22 protein-coding genes are annotated in these 17,846 nt (G+C 70.7%); 13 read left to right on the top strand and 9 right to left on the bottom strand.

Annotated elements, in window-relative coordinates:
* Positions 1-554: 554 nt before the first annotated feature.
* Entirely contained in the window at positions 555-1,883 is a 1,329-nt protein-coding gene (locus RWH43_RS09395) for a DNA recombination protein RmuC (RefSeq protein WP_230704876.1), read from the bottom strand.
* A 54-nt stretch (positions 1,884-1,937) separates the two neighbouring features.
* A complete protein-coding gene (locus tag RWH43_RS09390; RefSeq protein ID WP_316001320.1) occupies positions 1,938-2,531 on the bottom strand; it encodes a 3'-5' exonuclease in 594 nt (197 codons plus the stop codon).
* A 119-nt stretch (positions 2,532-2,650) separates the two neighbouring features.
* On the opposite strand from RWH43_RS09390, the gene RWH43_RS09385 reads away from it, so the two are divergent.
* From RWH43_RS09385 to RWH43_RS09370, 4 genes are read left to right on the top strand one after another with little or no spacing between them, the layout of a single operon-like run.
* Positions 2,651-3,400 (top strand): class I SAM-dependent methyltransferase, encoded by a 750-nt coding sequence (locus tag RWH43_RS09385; RefSeq protein ID WP_154096348.1) that lies wholly within the window; start codon positions 2,651-2,653, stop codon positions 3,398-3,400.
* 39 nt (positions 3,401-3,439) lie between these two features.
* Positions 3,440-4,513 carry a redox-regulated ATPase YchF gene (ychF, locus tag RWH43_RS09380; protein ID WP_230704873.1) on the top strand — a complete coding sequence of 358 codons (1,074 nt, stop codon included), beginning with the start codon at positions 3,440-3,442 and terminating at the stop codon, positions 4,511-4,513.
* Between the two features lie 22 nt (positions 4,514-4,535).
* Positions 4,536-4,907, top strand: coding sequence for a hypothetical protein (locus RWH43_RS09375; RefSeq protein WP_316001319.1), 372 nt, complete (start codon positions 4,536-4,538; stop codon positions 4,905-4,907).
* On the top strand, positions 4,904-5,116 hold the full coding sequence (locus RWH43_RS09370; protein ID WP_144835249.1) for a hypothetical protein: 213 nt from the start codon (positions 4,904-4,906) through the stop codon (positions 5,114-5,116). Before RWH43_RS09375 ends, RWH43_RS09370 begins: the two co-directional genes overlap by 4 nt.
* Here RWH43_RS09370 and RWH43_RS09365 read toward each other — a convergent pair.
* Both RWH43_RS09365 and RWH43_RS09360 read right to left on the bottom strand, forming a co-directional pair.
* Positions 5,110-5,376 carry a Txe/YoeB family addiction module toxin gene (locus tag RWH43_RS09365; protein WP_316001318.1) on the bottom strand — a complete coding sequence of 89 codons (267 nt, stop codon included), beginning with the start codon at positions 5,374-5,376 and terminating at the stop codon, positions 5,110-5,112. The two genes, RWH43_RS09370 and RWH43_RS09365, sit on opposite strands and share 7 nt — an antisense overlap.
* Positions 5,373-5,687, bottom strand: coding sequence for a type II toxin-antitoxin system Phd/YefM family antitoxin (locus RWH43_RS09360; RefSeq protein WP_316001317.1), 315 nt, complete (start codon positions 5,685-5,687; stop codon positions 5,373-5,375). Before RWH43_RS09360 ends, RWH43_RS09365 begins: the two co-directional genes overlap by 4 nt.
* Positions 5,688-5,787: 100 nt before the next feature.
* On the opposite strand from RWH43_RS09360, the gene RWH43_RS09355 reads away from it, so the two are divergent.
* The gene (locus tag RWH43_RS09355; RefSeq protein WP_316001316.1) at positions 5,788-6,519 is read left to right on the top strand and encodes a hypothetical protein; all 732 of its coding nucleotides are present in this window, start codon (positions 5,788-5,790) and stop codon (positions 6,517-6,519) included.
* Between the two features lie 119 nt (positions 6,520-6,638).
* Here the strand turns inward: RWH43_RS09355 and RWH43_RS09350 are convergent, their stop codons facing one another.
* Positions 6,639-7,508 carry a hypothetical protein gene (locus RWH43_RS09350; RefSeq protein WP_316001315.1) on the bottom strand — a complete coding sequence of 290 codons (870 nt, stop codon included), beginning with the start codon at positions 7,506-7,508 and terminating at the stop codon, positions 6,639-6,641.
* Between the two features lie 171 nt (positions 7,509-7,679).
* Here RWH43_RS09350 and RWH43_RS09345 point away from each other — a divergent pair, with 171 nt between their 5' ends.
* The 3 genes from RWH43_RS09345 to RWH43_RS09335 are packed head-to-tail and all read left to right on the top strand — an operon-like array spanning position 7,680 to position 10,168.
* Complete coding sequence (locus RWH43_RS09345; protein ID WP_154096354.1) at positions 7,680-8,168, top strand: hypothetical protein; 489 nt, start codon at positions 7,680-7,682, stop codon at positions 8,166-8,168.
* The gene (locus RWH43_RS09340) at positions 8,169-9,557 is read left to right on the top strand and encodes a sensor histidine kinase (RefSeq protein WP_154096355.1); all 1,389 of its coding nucleotides are present in this window, start codon (positions 8,169-8,171) and stop codon (positions 9,555-9,557) included.
* On the top strand, positions 9,554-10,168 hold the full coding sequence (locus tag RWH43_RS09335) for a response regulator (protein ID WP_316001314.1): 615 nt from the start codon (positions 9,554-9,556) through the stop codon (positions 10,166-10,168). The genes RWH43_RS09340 and RWH43_RS09335 overlap by 4 nt, the downstream gene beginning before the upstream one ends.
* A 7-nt stretch (positions 10,169-10,175) precedes the next feature.
* Here RWH43_RS09335 and RWH43_RS09330 read toward each other — a convergent pair whose 3' ends face one another.
* A complete protein-coding gene (locus tag RWH43_RS09330) occupies positions 10,176-10,679 on the bottom strand; it encodes a class F sortase (protein WP_316001313.1) in 504 nt (167 codons plus the stop codon).
* A gap of 155 nt (positions 10,680-10,834) precedes the next feature.
* Positions 10,835-11,545: a CHRD domain-containing protein gene (locus tag RWH43_RS09325; protein ID WP_144835233.1), complete on the bottom strand. Its 711-nt coding sequence runs from the start codon at positions 11,543-11,545 to the stop codon at positions 10,835-10,837.
* A gap of 212 nt (positions 11,546-11,757) precedes the next feature.
* Between RWH43_RS09325 and RWH43_RS09320 the strand changes: the two genes are divergently transcribed.
* Both RWH43_RS09320 and RWH43_RS09315 read left to right on the top strand, forming a co-directional pair.
* Positions 11,758-12,291: an RNA polymerase sigma factor gene (locus RWH43_RS09320; protein WP_144835231.1), complete on the top strand. Its 534-nt coding sequence runs from the start codon at positions 11,758-11,760 to the stop codon at positions 12,289-12,291.
* Entirely contained in the window at positions 12,275-12,985 is a 711-nt protein-coding gene (locus RWH43_RS09315; RefSeq protein ID WP_316001312.1) for a hypothetical protein, read from the top strand. The genes RWH43_RS09320 and RWH43_RS09315 overlap by 17 nt, the downstream gene beginning before the upstream one ends.
* Positions 12,986-13,010: 25 nt before the next feature.
* Here the strand turns inward: RWH43_RS09315 and RWH43_RS09310 are convergent, their stop codons facing one another.
* Positions 13,011-14,327, bottom strand: a complete 1,317-nt coding sequence (locus tag RWH43_RS09310; RefSeq protein ID WP_316001311.1) for a D-alanyl-D-alanine carboxypeptidase family protein — start codon at positions 14,325-14,327, stop codon at positions 13,011-13,013.
* A gap of 172 nt (positions 14,328-14,499) precedes the next feature.
* Here RWH43_RS09310 and RWH43_RS09305 point away from each other — a divergent pair, with 172 nt between their 5' ends.
* On the top strand, positions 14,500-14,670 hold the full coding sequence (locus RWH43_RS09305; protein ID WP_074697048.1) for a CsbD family protein: 171 nt from the start codon (positions 14,500-14,502) through the stop codon (positions 14,668-14,670).
* A gap of 141 nt (positions 14,671-14,811) precedes the next feature.
* Complete coding sequence (locus RWH43_RS09300; RefSeq protein ID WP_144835226.1) at positions 14,812-15,780, top strand: aldose 1-epimerase family protein; 969 nt, start codon at positions 14,812-14,814, stop codon at positions 15,778-15,780.
* 58 nt (positions 15,781-15,838) lie between these two features.
* Here the strand turns inward: RWH43_RS09300 and RWH43_RS09295 are convergent, their stop codons facing one another.
* Positions 15,839-16,249: a glucose-6-phosphate dehydrogenase gene (locus tag RWH43_RS09295; protein WP_144835224.1), complete on the bottom strand. Its 411-nt coding sequence runs from the start codon at positions 16,247-16,249 to the stop codon at positions 15,839-15,841.
* 173 nt (positions 16,250-16,422) lie between these two features.
* On the opposite strand from RWH43_RS09295, the gene RWH43_RS09290 reads away from it, so the two are divergent.
* A complete protein-coding gene (locus RWH43_RS09290; RefSeq protein WP_144835222.1) occupies positions 16,423-17,838 on the top strand; it encodes a flotillin family protein in 1,416 nt (471 codons plus the stop codon).
* The last annotated feature ends 8 nt before the right edge of the window (positions 17,839-17,846 follow it).

The following is a 17,846-nucleotide window of genomic DNA, read 5'->3' as shown; positions in this document are numbered from 1 at the left end:
CGTGCGCCGCTCAGGGTTGCGGCGTTCCCTCGCGAGACTGCATCTCGCTGACAAGTCGGTTGCACGCTGCACCGGTCTCGTCAGCGAGATGCAGTCTCGTGGTTTGAGGGGTGCGGGGGCGGGCCTCGACACGAAGCCGGGCGAGGCGCGCGGTCGTCGCCTCGACGTGCAGATACAGCCGGGCGTGTCGTGACGCAAGTGTGACCGGGGTCAAAGGGCTCGTCTGGCAGAATCTCAAGGAGTGTCAACGGCGACGCTGTGTTCTTCCGAGACCCGAAGGGGGATCGTCCATGGCAGCAGCTCCGACGAATCAGGCCGCACCTCAGACAGGTGCACAGGCGGTCATCGCCAGCGCAGTCGACCCTGCGCGTCGCCCCGATGTGCTTCTCCGCGTTCGCCGCGACGAGGGCCACGAGGTCAGCGCGTGGTGGATGGTCGGCGCCTTCGTCGGTGTGTCCGCGGCCGTGGTCAGCCTGCTGAGCTGGGTTCCCGGCGGGTCTTGAGCCTCACCGTGGGTGAGCACTGCGGCTCGCCCCTCTGCGTCACCGCGACCCTCACTGGTCTCCTTCCAGTCCGGCGCGCTCCCGCACCGACCCGAGGTCTGCGCGGACACCGGCGCGACGGTCTCGGTCATCCGCGAACCGCGCTGACGGTTGGTCGTCGTCGAGATCGATCATCTCGGGGGCCGTCCATCGCCGCGGCGTCGCATCGAGCGCGGCCGGGGCCGCCACCGCGTCGAGCTTCGTCTCGTCGATGCCGGGGAACTTGCGCGCCGTGACGAGCACGCGCGACTCGAGGGATCCGGCGAAACGGTTGTAGCTGTCGACCGTCTTCTCGATCGCGCGACGGAGATCGTTCGCGTGACCCGCCAGCACCCCCACCCGCTCGTACAGTTCGGTGCCGAGGGTGAAGAGCGTGCGGGCCTCGTCGGAGACGTCTTGCTGCGTCCACGTGAACGCCACCGTCTTGAGCACCGCCCACAAGTTCACCGGGGAGGCGAGGGCGACGCGCCGCGTGAAGGCGTAGTCGAGCAGCGTCGGGTCTTCGTCGAGCGCGGAGGCGAGCAGCGACTCGCTCGGCAGGAAGCAGACCACGAACTCGGGGCTCGTCGTCAGCCCCGACCAGTACGCCTTCTTCGCGAGGGCGTCGACGTGCGCGCGCACGGCCTTCGCGTGCTTCGCGAGCAGACCGGAACGGCGGATGCCCTCGTCGCCGTTCGCCGTGACCGGGATCGCGCTCGCCTGCAGGTACGCGTCGAGGGGCACCTTGGCATCCACCGCCAGCGCCTTGCCCCCGGGCAGTCGCACGACCATGTCGGGTCGACCGGCGCCCGCGTCGCTCGAGATCGAGGACTGCAGGTCGAAATCGACGTAGCGGGTGAGACCGGCGGCCTCGACGACGCGGCGCAGCTGTGTCTCGCCCCACACTCCGCGGGTCGTTCCCGAGCGCATGGCGGAGGCGAGGGACTCCGTCGTCGCGCGCAGGGCCTCGTCGGCCTCGCGCGAGAGGCGCAGCTGCTCGCCGAGCGCGGTGTACTGCTCGACGCGGTCGCGCTCGAGACCGTCAACCTTGCGCTGCATCGCGTCGAGGGTCTCGCGCACGGGGTCGAGGGCGCGCAGCACCGTCTGCTCGCGCCGTTCGCGCTCTTCTCGCGCGGCCTGGTCGGCCCGGGATTGCCCCGCCAGCTCGCGGTACAGAATCACCTGGTGGTCGAGCTGCGCCCTCAGGCCGGCACCCTCGGCCTCTGCGGCGGCCACCCGCGCCGACAGCGCCTGCTGCGCGGTCGCGTCGCGAGCCGCCGCGCGCGAGGTCGCGACGAACCAGCCGCCCGCGGCGCCGACGGCGAGGGCGATGATCACGAGGATGAGGGCGATGGCGTCCATAGGGTCAGCATGCACCAGACCTCCGACATCGCCGGAAAGACGGGCCGAAACGGCTCAGGCGACCGCGCGCTCGGCCGGCTCGACGGCGATCTGCGACACCCGCACGCCGAGATGCGCGGCGAGGGCGAAGACGTCGTCCGCACCCGCGCGCCGGGCGCAGTCGATCGTGATCTCCGCGCACGCGACCGCATCGGCGAGGGCGTCGTGGTGGGCGAACGGCGAGCAGCCGGCCTCGGCGGCCACGAGCGGGAGGCGGTACGACGCGAGCGAGTAGGTCTTGCGCGACATCTGCACGCTGCACAGGTAGCGGTACGGCGGGCACTCGTCGCCCGTCGCCGCGCACGCGCGACGCAGCACCGACATGTCGAAACCGGCGTTGTGGGCCACGAGCACGTCGGAACCGGCGAACGCGGTGAGGCGCTCCAGCTGCTCCGACCACCCCGGCGCGTGCATCACGTCGGCGGGCTGGATGCCGTGGATGCCGATGTTGATCGGCGCGAAGTGGTCGTGACCGGCGGGAGGCTTGATCAGCCAGGCGGCGGTGGCGACGACGCGGCCGCCCCGGACCCGGGCGAGACCCACGGCACACGCGGACGCACCACTGGAGTTCGCCGTTTCGAAATCGATCGCGGTGAAGTCCAGAGCCACGCCTCCACCCTCACCCGGCCCGGCGTCGAGCCGAGGAGGCGCGCCGGGGTCGGCGGCATCCGGGATCGCTCGAAAAGACTCCGGATGCCATGTCGGAGGGTCGGCGTAGGGTCGGGGCCATGAGCGATCAGGCGAAATCGACCTCGTTCGGACAGGCGGCCTCCGCCTATGAGTCGGGGCGCCCGGGCTACCCCGCCGAGGCGGTCGCGTGGCTGCTGGAACGGGTGCGCGAACCGGGGCGCGGTCTGCGCGTGGCCGACGTCGGTGCCGGAACGGGCAAGCTGACGCGCTCCGTCGTCGAGCTCGGTGCCGACGTCGTGGCCGTCGATCCGGATGCCGACATGCTCGCGACCCTGCGGGAGAACGCACGAGGAGTGCCCACCTTCGTCGGAACGGCCGAGAGCCTGCCGCTGCCCGATTCCGCCCTCGACGCCGTCGTCATGGGGCAGGCGTGGCACTGGGTCGACGTCGAGCCGGCCTCCCGCGAGGTCGCGCGTGTGCTGCGCAGCGGGGGAGAGCTGGGGCTCATCTGGAACATCCGCGACGACAGCGTCGACTGGGTGAAACGGCTGACGGCGGCGATGGGCGGTTCGAACGCCGAGGTGCTCCTGGCGACGACTGGACCGCGCGTGGCCGAGCCCTTCGAGGGGCTGGAGCACCGCGAGTGGCGCTGGGACCGGCAGATCACCCTGCCGCAGTTGCGCGACCTCGTCGGCTCGCGCAGCGACGTCATCACGGCCAGCCCCGAGAAGCGGGCGGGCATCGACGCCGCGGTCGACGGGGTCGTGGCATCCGTGCCGGGACTCGCCGACGGCGGGGCGGTCGCGCTGCCGTACGTCACCCACGCGTTCCGCACGCGGCGACCCTGACGCGGTGAGGAGTCTCTCAGCCGGGTAACCTGGACTCCCGTGGCTCTTACCATCGGAATCGTCGGCCTTCCCAATGTCGGAAAGTCGACCCTCTTCAACGCTCTGACCAAGAACTCGGTGCTCGCGGCGAACTACCCGTTCGCCACCATCGAGCCCAACGTCGGGGTCGTGAACCTTCCCGATGTGCGCCTGCAGAAGCTCGCCGATGTGTTCGGCAGCGAGCGGCTCGTGCCCGCTGCGGTGTCGTTCGTCGATATCGCCGGCATCGTCCGCGGCGCGAGCGAGGGCGAGGGCCTCGGCAACCAGTTCCTCGCGAACATCCGTGAAGCGGATGCCATCGCGCAGGTCGTGCGCGGATTCGCCGACGACGACGTCGTGCACGTCGACGGTTCGGTCAACCCGGCGAACGACATGGAGACCATCAACGCCGAACTGCAGCTCGCCGACCTCCAGACGCTCGAGAAGGCGATCACCCGGTACGAGAAGGAGGTCAAGGGCAAGAAGCTCGACCCCTCGGTGCTCGAGGCCGCCAAGGCCGCGCAGGACGCCCTTCAGCGTGGCGTGCTGCTGTCGGCATCCGGAATTGACCTCTCGCCGATCCGCGAGCTCGGGTTGCTCACCGCCAAGCCGTTCATCTTCGTCTTCAACGTCGACGAGGCCGTGCTCACCGACCCGTCTCGGAAGGACGAACTCGCCGCGCTGGTCGCCCCCGCGAAGGCCGTGTTCCTCGACGCGAAGATCGAGTCGGAACTGATCGACCTCGACCCCGAGGACGCCGCCGAGCTGCTCGCGTCGACCGGTCAGGACGAGTCGGGCCTCGACCAGCTCGCCCGCATCGGGTTCGCCACGCTGGGCCTGCAGACCTACCTCACCGCGGGTCCCAAGGAAGCGCGCGCGTGGACGATCCCGCAGGGCGCGAAGGCGCCGCAGGCGGCCGGTGTGATCCACACCGACTTCGAGAAGGGCTTCATCAAGGCCGAGGTCATCTCGTTCGACGACCTCGTCGAGCTCGGCTCGGTCGCCGAGGCCCGTGCGAAGGGCAAGGCCCGCCTCGAAGGCAAGGACTACGTCATGCAGGACGGCGACGTGGTGGAGTTCCGCTTCAACAACTGAGCGGGTCGAGAGGAACGGTCGGGTGAGTTGCGACGGGATCCGACGGGACGCGGAGCGACGCGTCGCAGAGCTTCGGGCTCGGCTCATCGAGTGGGACGTTCTCGGGGTCTATGCCGACGACGACGGACCGGGTGATGAGAACGAGTACGACGATCTGATCGCGCCGATTATGCGTTGGCTCGGGGCTGGTGACGATGCCCCTCTCCTCAGTGCGCGCATCGTGACTCTCTTGCGCGACGATTATGGTCTCGACATTCCGCACAAGGATGCGGCGTCGCCGTTCGCTTCTTCGCTCGTCCGATGGTGGCGGGAGGCCAACTCGAATATGGACACGGCGCCGTCTATGAGCCTTGCGGCAGGGCCGCGGCGGCGCGGAGATCCGGTGAATTCGTGAACGATATTCGCACGTTGAAGATCGCGCAGTTCGTGTGCCTTCCCGTGTGGATTGGCGCAATGTTCGCCGTGTTCGCCGCACCCGCTGAGGGGCGGTTGATCTGGCTCGTTCTGTGGATCATCGCGGCGATCGTGTTCTTCGTCGCGTTCTGGCGCGCCATGTGGCTCGCCGCTGATCCCCTGCGCGGCCGGCGCCGCGGCGATCAGTAGTGGTAGCGAGCCTGCAGGATCGTCACTCGAGCGTCGTCAGCGACGTAGACGAGCCGGTTCGCCTCATCGATGCGTCGTGACCACGCTCCCGCCAGCGCGTGCTTCAACGGCTCGGGCTTGCCGATCCCGTCGAAGGGATCGTCACGCAGAACGTCGGCGATGAGCAGGTTGATCCGGCGAACGGTTTTGCGGTCCTGGGTCTGCCAGTAGAGGTAGTCCTCCCACGCGCCGCTGGTCCACGCGAGGAGACGTTCGCTCACGGTTCGACGAGCTCGTGCGACTCGACGTCTCCGGCGCGCGCGTCCTGGAGCGCGCTCAGAAGTCGACGAGCGTTCTCGGGGGATCGGAGAAGGTAGCTCGTCTCGATGAGAGAGTCGTACTCGTCTTTCGACATCAGCACCGCCGAGCCTCGCTTCGAGGTGATCTCGATTTCCGAGTGGTCGAGGTTCACCCGCTCGATGAGGCCGAAGAGGTCGCGTCGCGCCTCGCTCGTGGTGATCGCCATCCAGTCCTCCAAGTGGTACAGGATATGGTACCACTTGGCCTCGGTCATGCCACGCCGCGCGCCCATCGAGCAAGGGTCCGACGGCGATGTCGGAGCCATGCCACTCCGCCCGACCGTCCGACACGGGTCCGGCCGCGATGTCGGTGCCCCTGCCTACACTGCTGGCATGGCCCAGATCGACGCCCGCGTCGCGAACGTCCCGTCCGGGTGGGTGCTTCCGCTCGCCTCGAAGAAGCGGCTGCAACTCCTGCCGGCAGAGATGTTCAACCGCACCTTCGACCGCGCACCCGACGAGTGGCTGCACGTCGCCCCGCTCAAGCGCCCACCGCTCTTCCTGACCGTCGTGTGCGGGCTGATCGCCGCCGGGGCGGGCTGGGTGACCTGGGCCGTGCTCGCGCAGGCGGGCACGACCCCCTCGATGCAGGGACCGATTCCGTACGTGATCGCGGTGGTCTTCGGCATCCTGGGTCTGTTCTTCCTGCTGTCGTTCGTCAACCTCGTCTTCGCCGCGCGCAGCCGCTCGTCGTGGGGCAACCGTCAGTGCGTCGCCGTGGGCCGCAGCGGAGTGGCCGTGCGTTTCCAGGGCGCTTCGGTCGACATTCCTTGGGCTGAGGTGACGGCGATCCGCGCCACGACGACCAACGACAGGGGCGTGCAGCAGGCGCGACCGGTGAAGATCCCGATCCTGCGCATCGAGCGCGACACCGGCGACGGCACGCGGGGCGTCGTGGGGGAGTGGAAGATCGCGACGTTCGCCCTGGATGCCGCGCCCCGGGCCACCTACGCGGCTCTGCACTACTACTGGACGCATCCGTCGGCCCGCGGCGAACTGGGAACGACCGTGGCGCAGCAGCGCATCGACGGTTTCGCGGGATTCGCACCGACGACGGTCGGCTGAACCCCGCCGTCAGCCGAGGGCCCGGCGGGCACGAGCGAATGCCCCCGACCTTTCAGCCGCGCCCGGCGGACACGCGCGAACGCCCCCGACCTTTCGGTTGGGGGCGTTCGCGTCGGGGATCAGCCCCCGATGGGGGTGGGGTTCGTCGGGTTCGGGGGGACGGGGAGCGACCCGTTGATGCGGTTCTGCGCCTGGCACTGGCTGGTGCAGTTGGTCGCACCCGCGGAGAGCTCGATCGCATCCTCGCCCAGCACGCCGCCCATGCGGCCACCCGAGGCGACGGTCCACTCCGTGACGGTCGCATCCTGGTAGGTCTTCGTGGCGACCTGCGGGCTGTCCTTGCCCAGCAGCATCTGGTGCGCGCCCGGGCCGGAGGTCACGGCATCCACCCCGTTTCCGAAGTTGATCTTGCCGGTGTACTGGTTGACGAAGTAGAAGAGTCCGGGGCCGAGCGTGTGCACGAGTTCGACCGGGGCGGCGAACTCGGGCTCCATCTGGAAGATGCCGCCCTGCGCGCCGTCCTTCGCCTGGATCTTCAGCTTGCCGCCGGCGGTGGTGAAGATCGCCACCAGGGAGTCGTCGCGCACCTCGAGGCTCGACAGCCGGGCACCGCTGCGCTGAGCGGCCGTGAGGGTCGGGACCTTCGAGGCGAACACGACGGTGGGGCTCGTGACCATGCGCTGCGTGTCGGGAGCGCCCGTGAGGGTGTAGTCGTAGACGCCGAGCGTGGCGGGGTCGATCGTGAAGCGGTTGTTCGTGCCGCTGACCGTGATGCGGCCCGAGACGGCGACGTCTTTGAGCTTCGCGTCCTTGCCGGGTGCGGGGTTGTAGGTGGTGCCGTTCACGGTGACGGCGTAGTCGCCGCCGACCGAGGTCGTCTTCGCCTGCGCGGCGGCGGGGAAGAGGAGACCGGATGCCGCGACCAGGGCGGCCGCGACGATCGCGGTGGTACGGGTCAGGGTCGAACGGGGGGAGGTGCTGCTGCTCATGAGGGCCTCGTTTCGTCGGTTGAGCTGCTCCCACCGTCGCGGCCGGCGCCCGGACCGGGCAATGCGACCTTGGTAGTACGACCATCGTCCGATGGCCCGGCCGTGCGCTTTCGCGAACAGTGGACAGCGTTCCACGCACCGCGGGTGAAAATGGGCGAAAGGACGGATGACATGAAGAAGCGGATCCTTGTCGGAGCGGGAGCTCTGCTGATAGCCGCCGCACCCGCGGCGATCGGGTTGTGGGGCAATGCGTCGTTCGCCGAATCGGTGCCCGTGCCGGTGCCCTCGCTCGCCCAGGTGCTCGCGCCGACGCCCTCGCCCTCGGCATCCGTCGACGATCATGGCGGGGACGTTCCGCGCGACCAGCGGGTCGAGCCCGGCGACGACCGCGATGGCGGCGCCACCTCGACCGATGACTCCGCGCCCGGCGGCGACGGCTCTCACGGCAGCGACGACGGTGCGGCGGTGACGACTCCCGAAGACGCCGGTGGCGACGCCCCGCGCGACACGCGCGTCGAACCCGGCGATGACAGAGCCGTGCAGGGCACGGGTGATTCGACGCAATCCCGCACCGACGACAGCAGCCGCTCCGACAGCGGCGGCGTGGAAGACGGCGGCACGAGCGGACACGGCGGCGACCGCCACGGGGGAGACGACTGAGTGGCATCCGACCCCTCCGCTCCGTCCTGGGAGGTGCTCGTCACGGCGCGCCCCTCTCGGACGCTCCCGCGCACCCTGTCGACTCGTGCCGTGCTGCTGCGCCTCGCCGCGGGGCTGGCCGCCGTGCTGGTGGCCGTCGCAGCGCTCGCCGGGTTCGGCGCGCAGTGGCTCGCGGAGCGCGAGGCGGTCAACGACGCCGCGCAGGTGACCAACGTGCTCGCCGACGCCGTCGTGCGTCCCGCGCTCAGTGACGCGCTCGCCGCGGGAGACCCCGCCGCGGTCGCGGCGTTCGACGTGATCGTGCGGTCGCAGATCCTCGGCGACGACGTCATTCGCGTCAAAATTTGGAGCCCCCAGGGGCGCGTGCTCTACGCCGACGAGCCGCAGCTGATCGGCCGCACCTTCGCGCTCGACGAGGCCCAGCGCGCGGCTCTGACCACTCCGTCGACCCGTGCGGCGGTGTCCGACCTGTCGGAAGACGAGAACGAGTTCGAGAGCGGCTCGCGCCTGCTCGAGGTCTACCGTCCGGTGTGGTCGGCGAGCGGGCAGCAGCTGCTCTTCGAGGTCTACTACCCCTACGAGCCGGTCGCGGCGCGCTCGGCGGAGCTCTGGCGCGGATTCACCGGCGTGACCACGAGCAGTCTGCTGCTGCTCGTCGTGCTCACCGCCCCGATCGTCTGGACGCTTCTGCGGCAACTCCGCCGGGCCGAGACGCGACGCAGCGAACTGCTGCAGCGGGCGGTGGATGCGTCGGATGCCGAACGCCGACGCATCGCGGGCAGCCTGCACGACGGCCCGGTGCAGGAACTCGTCGCCACCAGCTACGGCGCCGAGAGCGCGGCCGTCGAGGCCGACCGCCGCGGCGAGGAGGCCGGGGCGTCGCGCCTGCGCGAGGTGGCGGCGGCGGTCCGCGGGAACGTGCGCGTGCTGCGCTCGCTGCTGGTCGATATCTACCCCGAGAGCCTGGGCGCGTCCGGTCTCGCCTCCGCCCTGCACGACCTCGCGGCGACGGCCCGCACGCGAGGAGCCGACGTCGTGCTCGACCTGCGGATGCCCGTGGACGAACTGCCGGAGGAGCACGAGCGCCTGCTGTACCGGGTCGCGCAGGAGGCACTGCGCAACGCCGTGACCCACGCGGCTCCCTGCCGCGTCGTGATCACCGTGGCCGCGGAGGACGCCGGCACCGTGCTGACGGTCGCCGACGACGGCCGGGGGTTCGACATGGCGACCGTGCACCGCCCACCCGTCGAGGGGCACCTCGGCACGCGCGTTCTGCGCGACCTCGCCACCGATGCCGGCGCCGAGCTTGCCCTCGCCACCGCTCCCGGTCACGGCACGGCGTGGCGCGTGACCCTTCCCCCGCACGATCGCCCCCGGGAGTCCGAATGATCCGCGTCCTCGTCGTCGACGACCACTCGATGGTGCGGGAGGGACTCGCCTCGGTGCTCGCCGCGGACGGCGACATCGTGGTGTCCGCCACCGCGGCGAACGGCGCGGAGGCCGTCGCGCTCGTCGGCACGACCGAGGTCGACGTCGTCGTCATGGACGTGTCGATGCCGGTCATGGACGGGATCGCGGCGACGCGTGCCGTGCGGGCGGAGCATCCCGGCATCCGCGTGCTGGTGCTGACCTCGTTCGGCGACCGCGACCAGGTCCGTCGGGCGATCGCCGCCGGCGCCACGGGGTATCAGCTCAAGGACGCCGAGCCCGCCGACCTGCGCTCCGCCGTGCGATCCGTCGCGGAGGGCCACACGCCGCTCGACGCCCGCGTCGCCGGCGCTCTGCTTCCGGATGCCGCGGCACCGGGCAACGGCCTCAGCGCGCGCGAGGAGGAGGTGCTGCGGCTCGTCGCGAACGGCCTCGCGAACAAGCAGGTGGCCACGGCGCTCGGCATCTCGGAGCGGACCGTGAAGGCGCATCTGGGCAACGTCTTCCGGCAGATCGGCGTCGCCGACCGCACGAGCGCCGCTCTGTGGGCGCGGGATCACCTGAGGTCGTGAGCGACGATCACGCGCGCTCGGCGTAGACCACCCGGTTGTCGACGTACGAACCCGCATCGCGATCGAACACCCCGCCGCAGGTGATGAGCCTCAGCTCGTCTTTCGCGGTGGCGCCGAAGACACGGGCGGTGGGGAAAGCCGACTTGGGGTAGTCGGCCGTTTCGGTGACGCGGTAGACGTGGGCGGTGCCGCCGTCGTCGTATACCTCGATGACGTCGCCCACGACCACGTTCTCGAGGTCCACGAACACCGCAGGACCGGTGGGCGAGTCGACGTGGGCGGCGATGACGGTCGGGCCGGTTCCGCCGGGACGTCCGCCGCTGGTGAACCATCCCACCTCGTCGTAGTCGGCCGGGACCTCCATGCTCCCGTCCGCGGCGATCCCGAGGTCGATCAGCTCTTCGTCGAGGGAGAGCGCTGGGATCACGACGCGGGAGGGCGCAGGGGGAGCCGGAGCCGCGGGTGCGGCCGCTGCGGCTTCGGGCGTGGACGCCGGTGGGGCGGGGGACACCGGTGGGACGATGGATGCGGGAGATGCCGGGGCGGCTGCCGGGGATGCGGCGGTGCATCCCGCGCAGGCCAGCACGCCGACGAGAGCGAGCACGCACGCGGCACGCAGCGTCCGCCCTGTCCGGGCGATCCGCCGCGCGCCGCGCCGTGCGTCGGTCACTTCGCGTCGGCCGCGCGTCGACGCTGGACGACGAAGACGGATGCGGCGACGAGGCCGAGTCCGCCGGCGGCGGCCGCGATGCCCCAACCGCTGGCGTCGGTCGCCGCAGCGCCTCCGGCCCCGGTGTCGACTCCGCCGACGGGGATCGACGTCAGCTGGCCGCGGACCACTCCGGCTGCGAAGTCGACCGTGTGCGAATCGCCCGTGAACCCGGCGGGATTCGCTTCGATCTGCTTGAGCGAGAAGCCCGTGCCGGTGTCGGCGCCGTTCGTGACGACACCGGTGGTGAAGGGCCCCTGCAGGCATCCCGACGAGGTGCGCGGTCCGTCGCCGACCGGCTCCGGATTCGGGAAGGCGATTCGCGGCGGGCCGGGCTTGCCGACGGCGGCTTCGTGGATGTGCGTCGCCGTCTTGGCGGGGCTCTGGTAGTCGCCGCTGACGCCCTCGAGGCGGATGTCGTAGCAGATGATCTCCTCGTCCGAATTGATGCGGAACGTGAAGGTGCCGGTCGCGCCGCTCTGCCCCGGTGCGGCGACCCCGTCGTTGTTGATCACCTGATCGGGGGTCGCCATGACCGTGAACGCACTCGTAAATTCGGCCGGTTCCGACACCTCCGTCTCGGCGAACGCGGGGGAACCGACGGCCAGCAGAGCGACACCGGCCAGGGCGCCGATCGTCAGTGGGCGGGCGTACGTCTTCTTCGTCATCGTCGTGCCTTTCGATCGGGACGCGGAACGTCCGGTGGCAGAGGTGTACGACCGCGAGTGCTTCGGCGTTCATCGGGGCCGAGAATTCGTCCGGCGATGAACGCGGGCCGCCGCGCCGACGTATACCTCACAGGGCCGCCGCTTCGGCGACCGTTAATCTCGGAGGGGCGGAGCGCATGACGGGGTCGACCGGGCGAAGCAGGGAGAGGCGCATGCACGCATCTCGGCCACGTCCGGCGGGAGCGGGATTCGACCTGCGCCGGGCCTTCGACGACAACGCCAACGCCCTGCTCGGCTTCGCCGTCAACGCCCTCCGAGACCGTCCGCTCGCGGAGGACTGCGTGCAGGAGACATTTCTCCGCGCGTGGCGAGCGCGCGATCGGTTCGACGCCCAGGGCGCCTCCGAGCGCACCTGGTTGTTCGCGATCGCGCGCAATGTCATCGTCGATGCGCTCCGCGCTCGCGCCCGCCTCCCGCTGATCGGCGATCACGCCGAGCTCGAGAGCCGCGCGGCGGAGGCGATCGATCCCCTCGAGCGTCTGCGCATGCTGGAGGCGCTGTCGGTCCTCACGGAGGCGCACCGCACCGCCGTCGTCGCCGTCCACCTGCACGGTCGCACCTATCAGGAGCTCTCGGATGCCACGGGCGTGCCCGTCGCGACCTGGCGCACCCGCACGTTCCACGCACTCCGCGCCCTCAGGACGCACCTCGAAGAGATGGAGGAGCCCGATGCGCACTCCCGATGACCGCTGGGCCGAACTGGCCGCGGCCGCGCTCGCTGGCGAGCTGACCGCGGCGGAGAGCGCCGAGTTCGACGATCTCCGCCGAGCCGATCCTGCTCGCGCGGAGGAATACGCCTCGCTGCAGGCGCTCGCCGGGCGCCTGCGTCAGGGCGATCTCACCTGGACGGCCCCGCGCGACGCCGACGACCTGTGGGAGGGGATCCAGGGTGCGGTCGACGGCGAGGTCTCGCCCAAGGTCGACTTCGTTCCGGATGCCGCGGCGGCACGCCGACGCCGGCGATGGGTCACGCCGCTGACCGCCGCGGCGTGTCTCGTCGTCGGGGTGGTCATCGGGGTCAGCGGAGCCGGTGCGTTCACCTCGACAGTGCCGTCCGGTCCGCCCGGGACCCTGGGGGCTGTCGAGCAGATCGCGGTGAGCGACGACGTCGGCGGCGTCGACGTCTCGGCGGAGGTCGTGGCGCACACGTGGGGCACCGAGGCGTACCTCGAGGCGTCCGGACTCGACGTCGGAGCGACCTACGAACTGGTGTTCGTGGGCGTCGACGGCACGGAGTTCAGCGCAGGAGAGGTGCTCGGTTCGGACGTGCCCATCGTGTGCCGCATGAATGCGGCGGTGCTCCGCGGCGACGCGGCGCGGATGGAACTCCGCGACACGGGCGACGCGGTCATCGCGCACGCGGAACTTCCCGCCGTCTGACCCGTGATGTCGCGGGTCGTGCGCCTCAGCCCAGCTCTCCGGGGTGGGTGAGGCGCCACCACAGTGTCGGCTCCTCGATCGCACCCGAGATCTTCACGCTCGACGAGGTCGATCGGGGTCCGGCGGTCCACGAGACGCTGCCCACGACCTCGCCGTCGGCGTAGTTCTGCGGTGTCGTGGTCTTCAGGTCGACTGCGATCGGGGTGTCCGACCACGTGCGCACCTCGCTCGTCTGGGCGAGCACGAGCGAGGCCTTCGCTCCCCACGGCGTCGAGATCGAGCCGATGGTGTCGCCGACCGTGCCGACGGTGACGTCGTGGAACCCGTCCGCGACCCCCTGCAGCATGCGTCGGACGTCGTCGTCGGTGCTGTCGTGCGTCTCGCCGCCCATGCGCACGCCGGTGATCCGCAGGGGCGTGCCGACGCCGACGTCGAGGCGGGAGGTGAAGAGCAGATTGAACGTGCCGTCGCCGAGGTTCCCGGTCTTGAGCCCCGTGATTCCGAGGGTGCCCAGCAGGTCGTTGGTGTTGGTGACGTATCCGGGACCGGGCACGTCGATCGAGCCGGTGGCGGCGATGGCGGCGACGGCGGGATTCGCCGCGGCGAGACGCGCGAGGGCGAGCAGATCGCTCGGCGTGCTGGTGTTGCGGGAGTCGAGCCCCGTGGCATCCACGATGCGGGTGTTGGTCAACCCGTTCGCGCTCAACCACGTGCGGGCGGCCTGCACGTAGGCGCCCTCCGAGCCGAAGCCCCACCGCGCGAGGGCGACGGCGTAGTTGGCGGCCGAGGGGAGCAGCATCGTCGCCAGCGCGTCGTGCTGCGACATGCGCGTGCCGTCGGGCATGCGGGCGACGACGGCGTCTTGCACGTAGAACCGGTCGTACAGATCGGTGTCGGCCTTGGTGAACGAGATCGTGGGACCGGGGTCGTCAGCGCTCGCGAGCGGGTGCGCATCGAGCACGACCAGCGCCGTGATCAGCTTCGCGACGCTGGCGATGGAGCGGGAGTCGTCGCCACCGGTCGAGGCGAAGACGTTCGCGGCGTCGGGCCCGAGGAAGGCGTCGCCGCCCTCGACCCGCAGCAGAGCGGCACCGGCCGCGGGCATGGGCACGGACGCGGCTGCCCCGGGGGTCACCGCGGGAGCCTTCGAGGTGACGGTGGGAGCGGGCAGCGCCGCCGTCGACGCCCACCACACGTACCCGCCGGAGCCGGCGAAAAGCAGCAGGATCACCCCGAGAAACGACAGGGCGACGATCTTGCCCGCGGGGCCGGGAGGCGTCGGCTCCGGGGGAGCGTCATCGAGGAGGTCGGCGAAATCCGAGAGCGTGTGAGACGTGGTCATGAGCGGTCACGGACGATCGTGATGGCTGCTTCCCCCCGGTGCATTCTCTGAACCTAACCCGCCGCAGTGCCTCACGGCGAGATGAATATCAAGCCCCCCTCGTGGGTGAAGGTCGGCGACTTACTCTGTACGCACATCGGGAGATTCCCGAAGACCACAGGGAGGAGCCGACATGGGACTCGACGACAAGATCAAGAACGCCGCGGAAAACATCGCTGGCAAGGCGAAGGAAGCCACTGGCAAGGCGACGGACAACGAGCGCCTCGAGGCCGAAGGTCAGGCTGACCAGACCAAGGCCCACGCCAAGCAGGCCGGCGAGAACGTCAAGGACGCCTTCAAGTAAGTCGCCCTCCCCGAAGTGCCCTCCTCCCTCGCGGATGGGGGCACTTCGTCTTTTCGGACGACATCGCGCCGACGATGTCGGCTCCCGCCACGGCGTGGCCGCGTGGCGGGCCGCAGCGGGACCGACCGGGATAATGGCGACATGACCGCTGTCGTTCCCATCGAGACGCCCACGCTCGTCTCGGGCACCCCCGTCGTCCTCCGCGCCCACGGCTACGAAGCCGCAATCGCGAGCGTGGGCGCTTCCCTCCGCTCCCTCACCTTCGAGGGGCGCGACCTGGTCGTTCCCTTCGCCGCCGACGAACTGCGTCCCGCCTACCGCGGCACGACGCTCGCGCCGTGGCCGAACCGCGTGGTCGACGGCATCCACCACTTCGACGGCGTCGAGCACCAGCTGCCCCTCACCGAGCCGAACCGCGGCCACGCCCTGCACGGACTGCTGTCGTGGGTCGATTGGAACGTGCGCGAGGCGACCGATGACTCCGTCACCCTCGTCGCCACGATCACCGCGCAGGCCGGCTACCCGTGGTGGGTCGTCGTGTCGACGACGTTCTCGCTGGATGCCGACGGCCTGACGCAGACCGTGCGAGCCACGAACCTGTCGGACACCCCCGCCCCGTGGGGCACCGGACCGCACCCGTACCTCGTCGCGGGACCGGCGACCCTCGACGAGTGGACGCTCGGTCTGCCGGCCGACACCGTGCTCGAGGTCACGCCCGACCGTCTGGCGCCGGTGGCCCTGGCATCCGTCACCTCCGACGCCGAGCGATTCGACTTCCGCGAACCGCGAGTGCTCGGCGCCGTCGAGATCGACCACGCCTACACGGGCCTGATCCCGGATGCTGGCGCCCGCACGACCGTCACGCTCACCGACCCGTCGGGCACGGGCGTGGCCATGAACTGGGGCACGGACTGCCCGTGGGTGCAGATCCACACCGCCGACCTCCCGGCCGGTCCCGGCACGCCCGGACACCGCGCCGGCCTCGCCGTGGAACCGATGACGTGCGCGCCCGATGCGTTCAACGACGACGCCTACGACTTCGCCACGGGCGTCGTCTCGCTCGACCCCGGTGCCTCGCACGAGGCCGGCTGGACCATCTCGGCCCGCTGAGCCCACGAACGACAGAACCGCCCCGGAGTGATCCGAGGCGGTTCTGTCGTTCAGGCGGTCAGACGACCTGGGCGCCGCACATGCCGCAGTCGCCGCCGACCGAGACCTCGACGAAGCAGTCGGGGCACATCGTGCGCGTCGGGCGGTCGGTGATCAGCATCGGCTTCGAGCTCGGGGTGCGACGCTCCTTCGGGGCGGACGCGGCACGCGCGCGTCGGGCCTCGATGGTCGGCGCGGGCGGCGGCGGGGGAGCGGCCGGCTTGTGCGCCTCGCAGTAGAAGCGGACGAAGCCGCCGTGGTGCTTGGGGTGCTGGTGCTTCACCGCCCACAGCTCGGTGCGGTCGTACAGGGGGCCGTCGGCACCGCACGCGACGCAGCGGGTGGCTTCGCCCGGAACGACGTCGGCGACCAGCACGGGGACATCGAAGCGGATGGCATCGCGCCAGTCCTGCGACGAGACGATCTTCATGGGGGACCCTTCTTCGGGCGGTTCGGGCCGCCTCACCTTCAACGGTACGCTCCCGGCCGCCCGTCGGGGGACGCGATCGTGCGCGGATGGGGTGGACAGCGGCCGGAGCCCCCCGGATAGGTTGGAGGCAATTCCCCCGTGCCGCCGTCGGCGGCACCCGTCGAAGGAGAAGCATGGAACTCGCCGCTCTCGGAGCAGTCGGACTGATCGCCGTCGTCGTCGTGGTGGTCGCGATCGTCGTGATCCTGGTCCTGGCCCTCGTCGTCCGCGGCTGGTACCGCGTCGCCAAGGCCGACGAAGCCCTGGTCATCGTCGGAAAGCGGCAGAAGGGCGCCGACGGTGAGTCGTCGCGCATCACGGTGATCACCGGCGGGGGAGCGATCGTCAACCCGCTCACCCAGCGCGGCGAGATGATCTCGCTCCGGGCCCGTCAGATCAAGATGGAGCCCACCGCGCAGTCGTCGAACGGCGTCACGGTCAACGTCAGCGGTGTGGCCCTGGTGAAGATCGGTTCCGACCCGGAACAGGTGCGTCGCGCGGCCGAGCGTTTCGCCTCGCAGGACAAGGCGATCGAGCAGTTCACGACCGAGCAGCTCGAGGGTGCGCTGCGCGGCGTCGTCGCGACGCTGACCGTCGAGGAGCTGATGCGCGATCGTCAGCGCCTGTCGGACCAGATCGCCGAGGGCATCAAGGGCGACCTGTCGTCGCAGGGCCTCATCCTCGACTCGTTCCAGATCCAGGGCGTCACCGACAGCAACGGCTACATCTCGGCGCTCGGTGCCACCGAGGTCGAGCGCGTGAAGCGCGAGGCCGAGGTCGCCCGCATCAACGCCGTGCGCGAGATCCGCGCCCGCCAGATCGCCACCGACGAGGCCAACCTGATCGAGCAGACCAAGCTCGACAAGAACAGCGCCGCGGCCAAGGCCGAGGTCGGCCGCGCCAACGCCGAGGCCGAGCAGGCCGAAGCCCTCGCCCGCGCCGAGCGCCGCCAGGCGGTGCTCGAGCAGGAGGCCCAGAACACGCAGGCGCGCCTCGAGTCCGAGGTCAACCGCGTCGCCGACGCCGACCTGTACCAGCGCCAGAAGGACGCCGACGCCGACTCGTACGCGCAGATCAAGGCCGCCCAGGCCCGCGCGCAGATCGCCGAGCAGGAAGCCGCCGCCGTGCGCGTGCGCGCCGAAGCCGACGCGCAGTCGGTGCGCCTCGCCGGTGAGGCCCGTGCCGAGGCGATCCGCGCCGAGGCCGAGGCCCTCTCGCACAACCAGGAGGCCCTACTGGCCCAGCGCGCCCTCGAGTCGCTGGTGCCGATGATGGCGGAGTTCGCCAAGGGCTACGACCGCGTCGGGAACATCACCGTGCTCGGCGGCGAGGGGGCCAGCGGTCACCTCGCGACCGAGTCGGCGACGGGCCTGCGTTCGTCCTTCGAGGCCGTGAAGGCCGCCACCGGCATCGACCTGACGCAGATCATCCAGGGCCGCGCGATGGCCGACGCCTTCGCCGAGTCGACGCAGCGGCCCGCCGCCACCGGCACCACGCCCGCGTCTCCGGCGCCGTCGACCGCCCCCACGGCATCCGAGCCCGGAGCCTGAGAGCAGCG

Origin of the sequence: Microbacterium algihabitans, from assembly GCF_032464975.1 — a bacterium.
In the GTDB taxonomy this organism is placed as follows: domain Bacteria; phylum Actinomycetota; class Actinomycetes; order Actinomycetales; family Microbacteriaceae; genus Microbacterium; species Microbacterium algihabitans.
The sequence above is the reverse complement of the archived record's forward strand: the minus strand, read 5'-3'. Positions and strand labels throughout refer to the sequence as shown.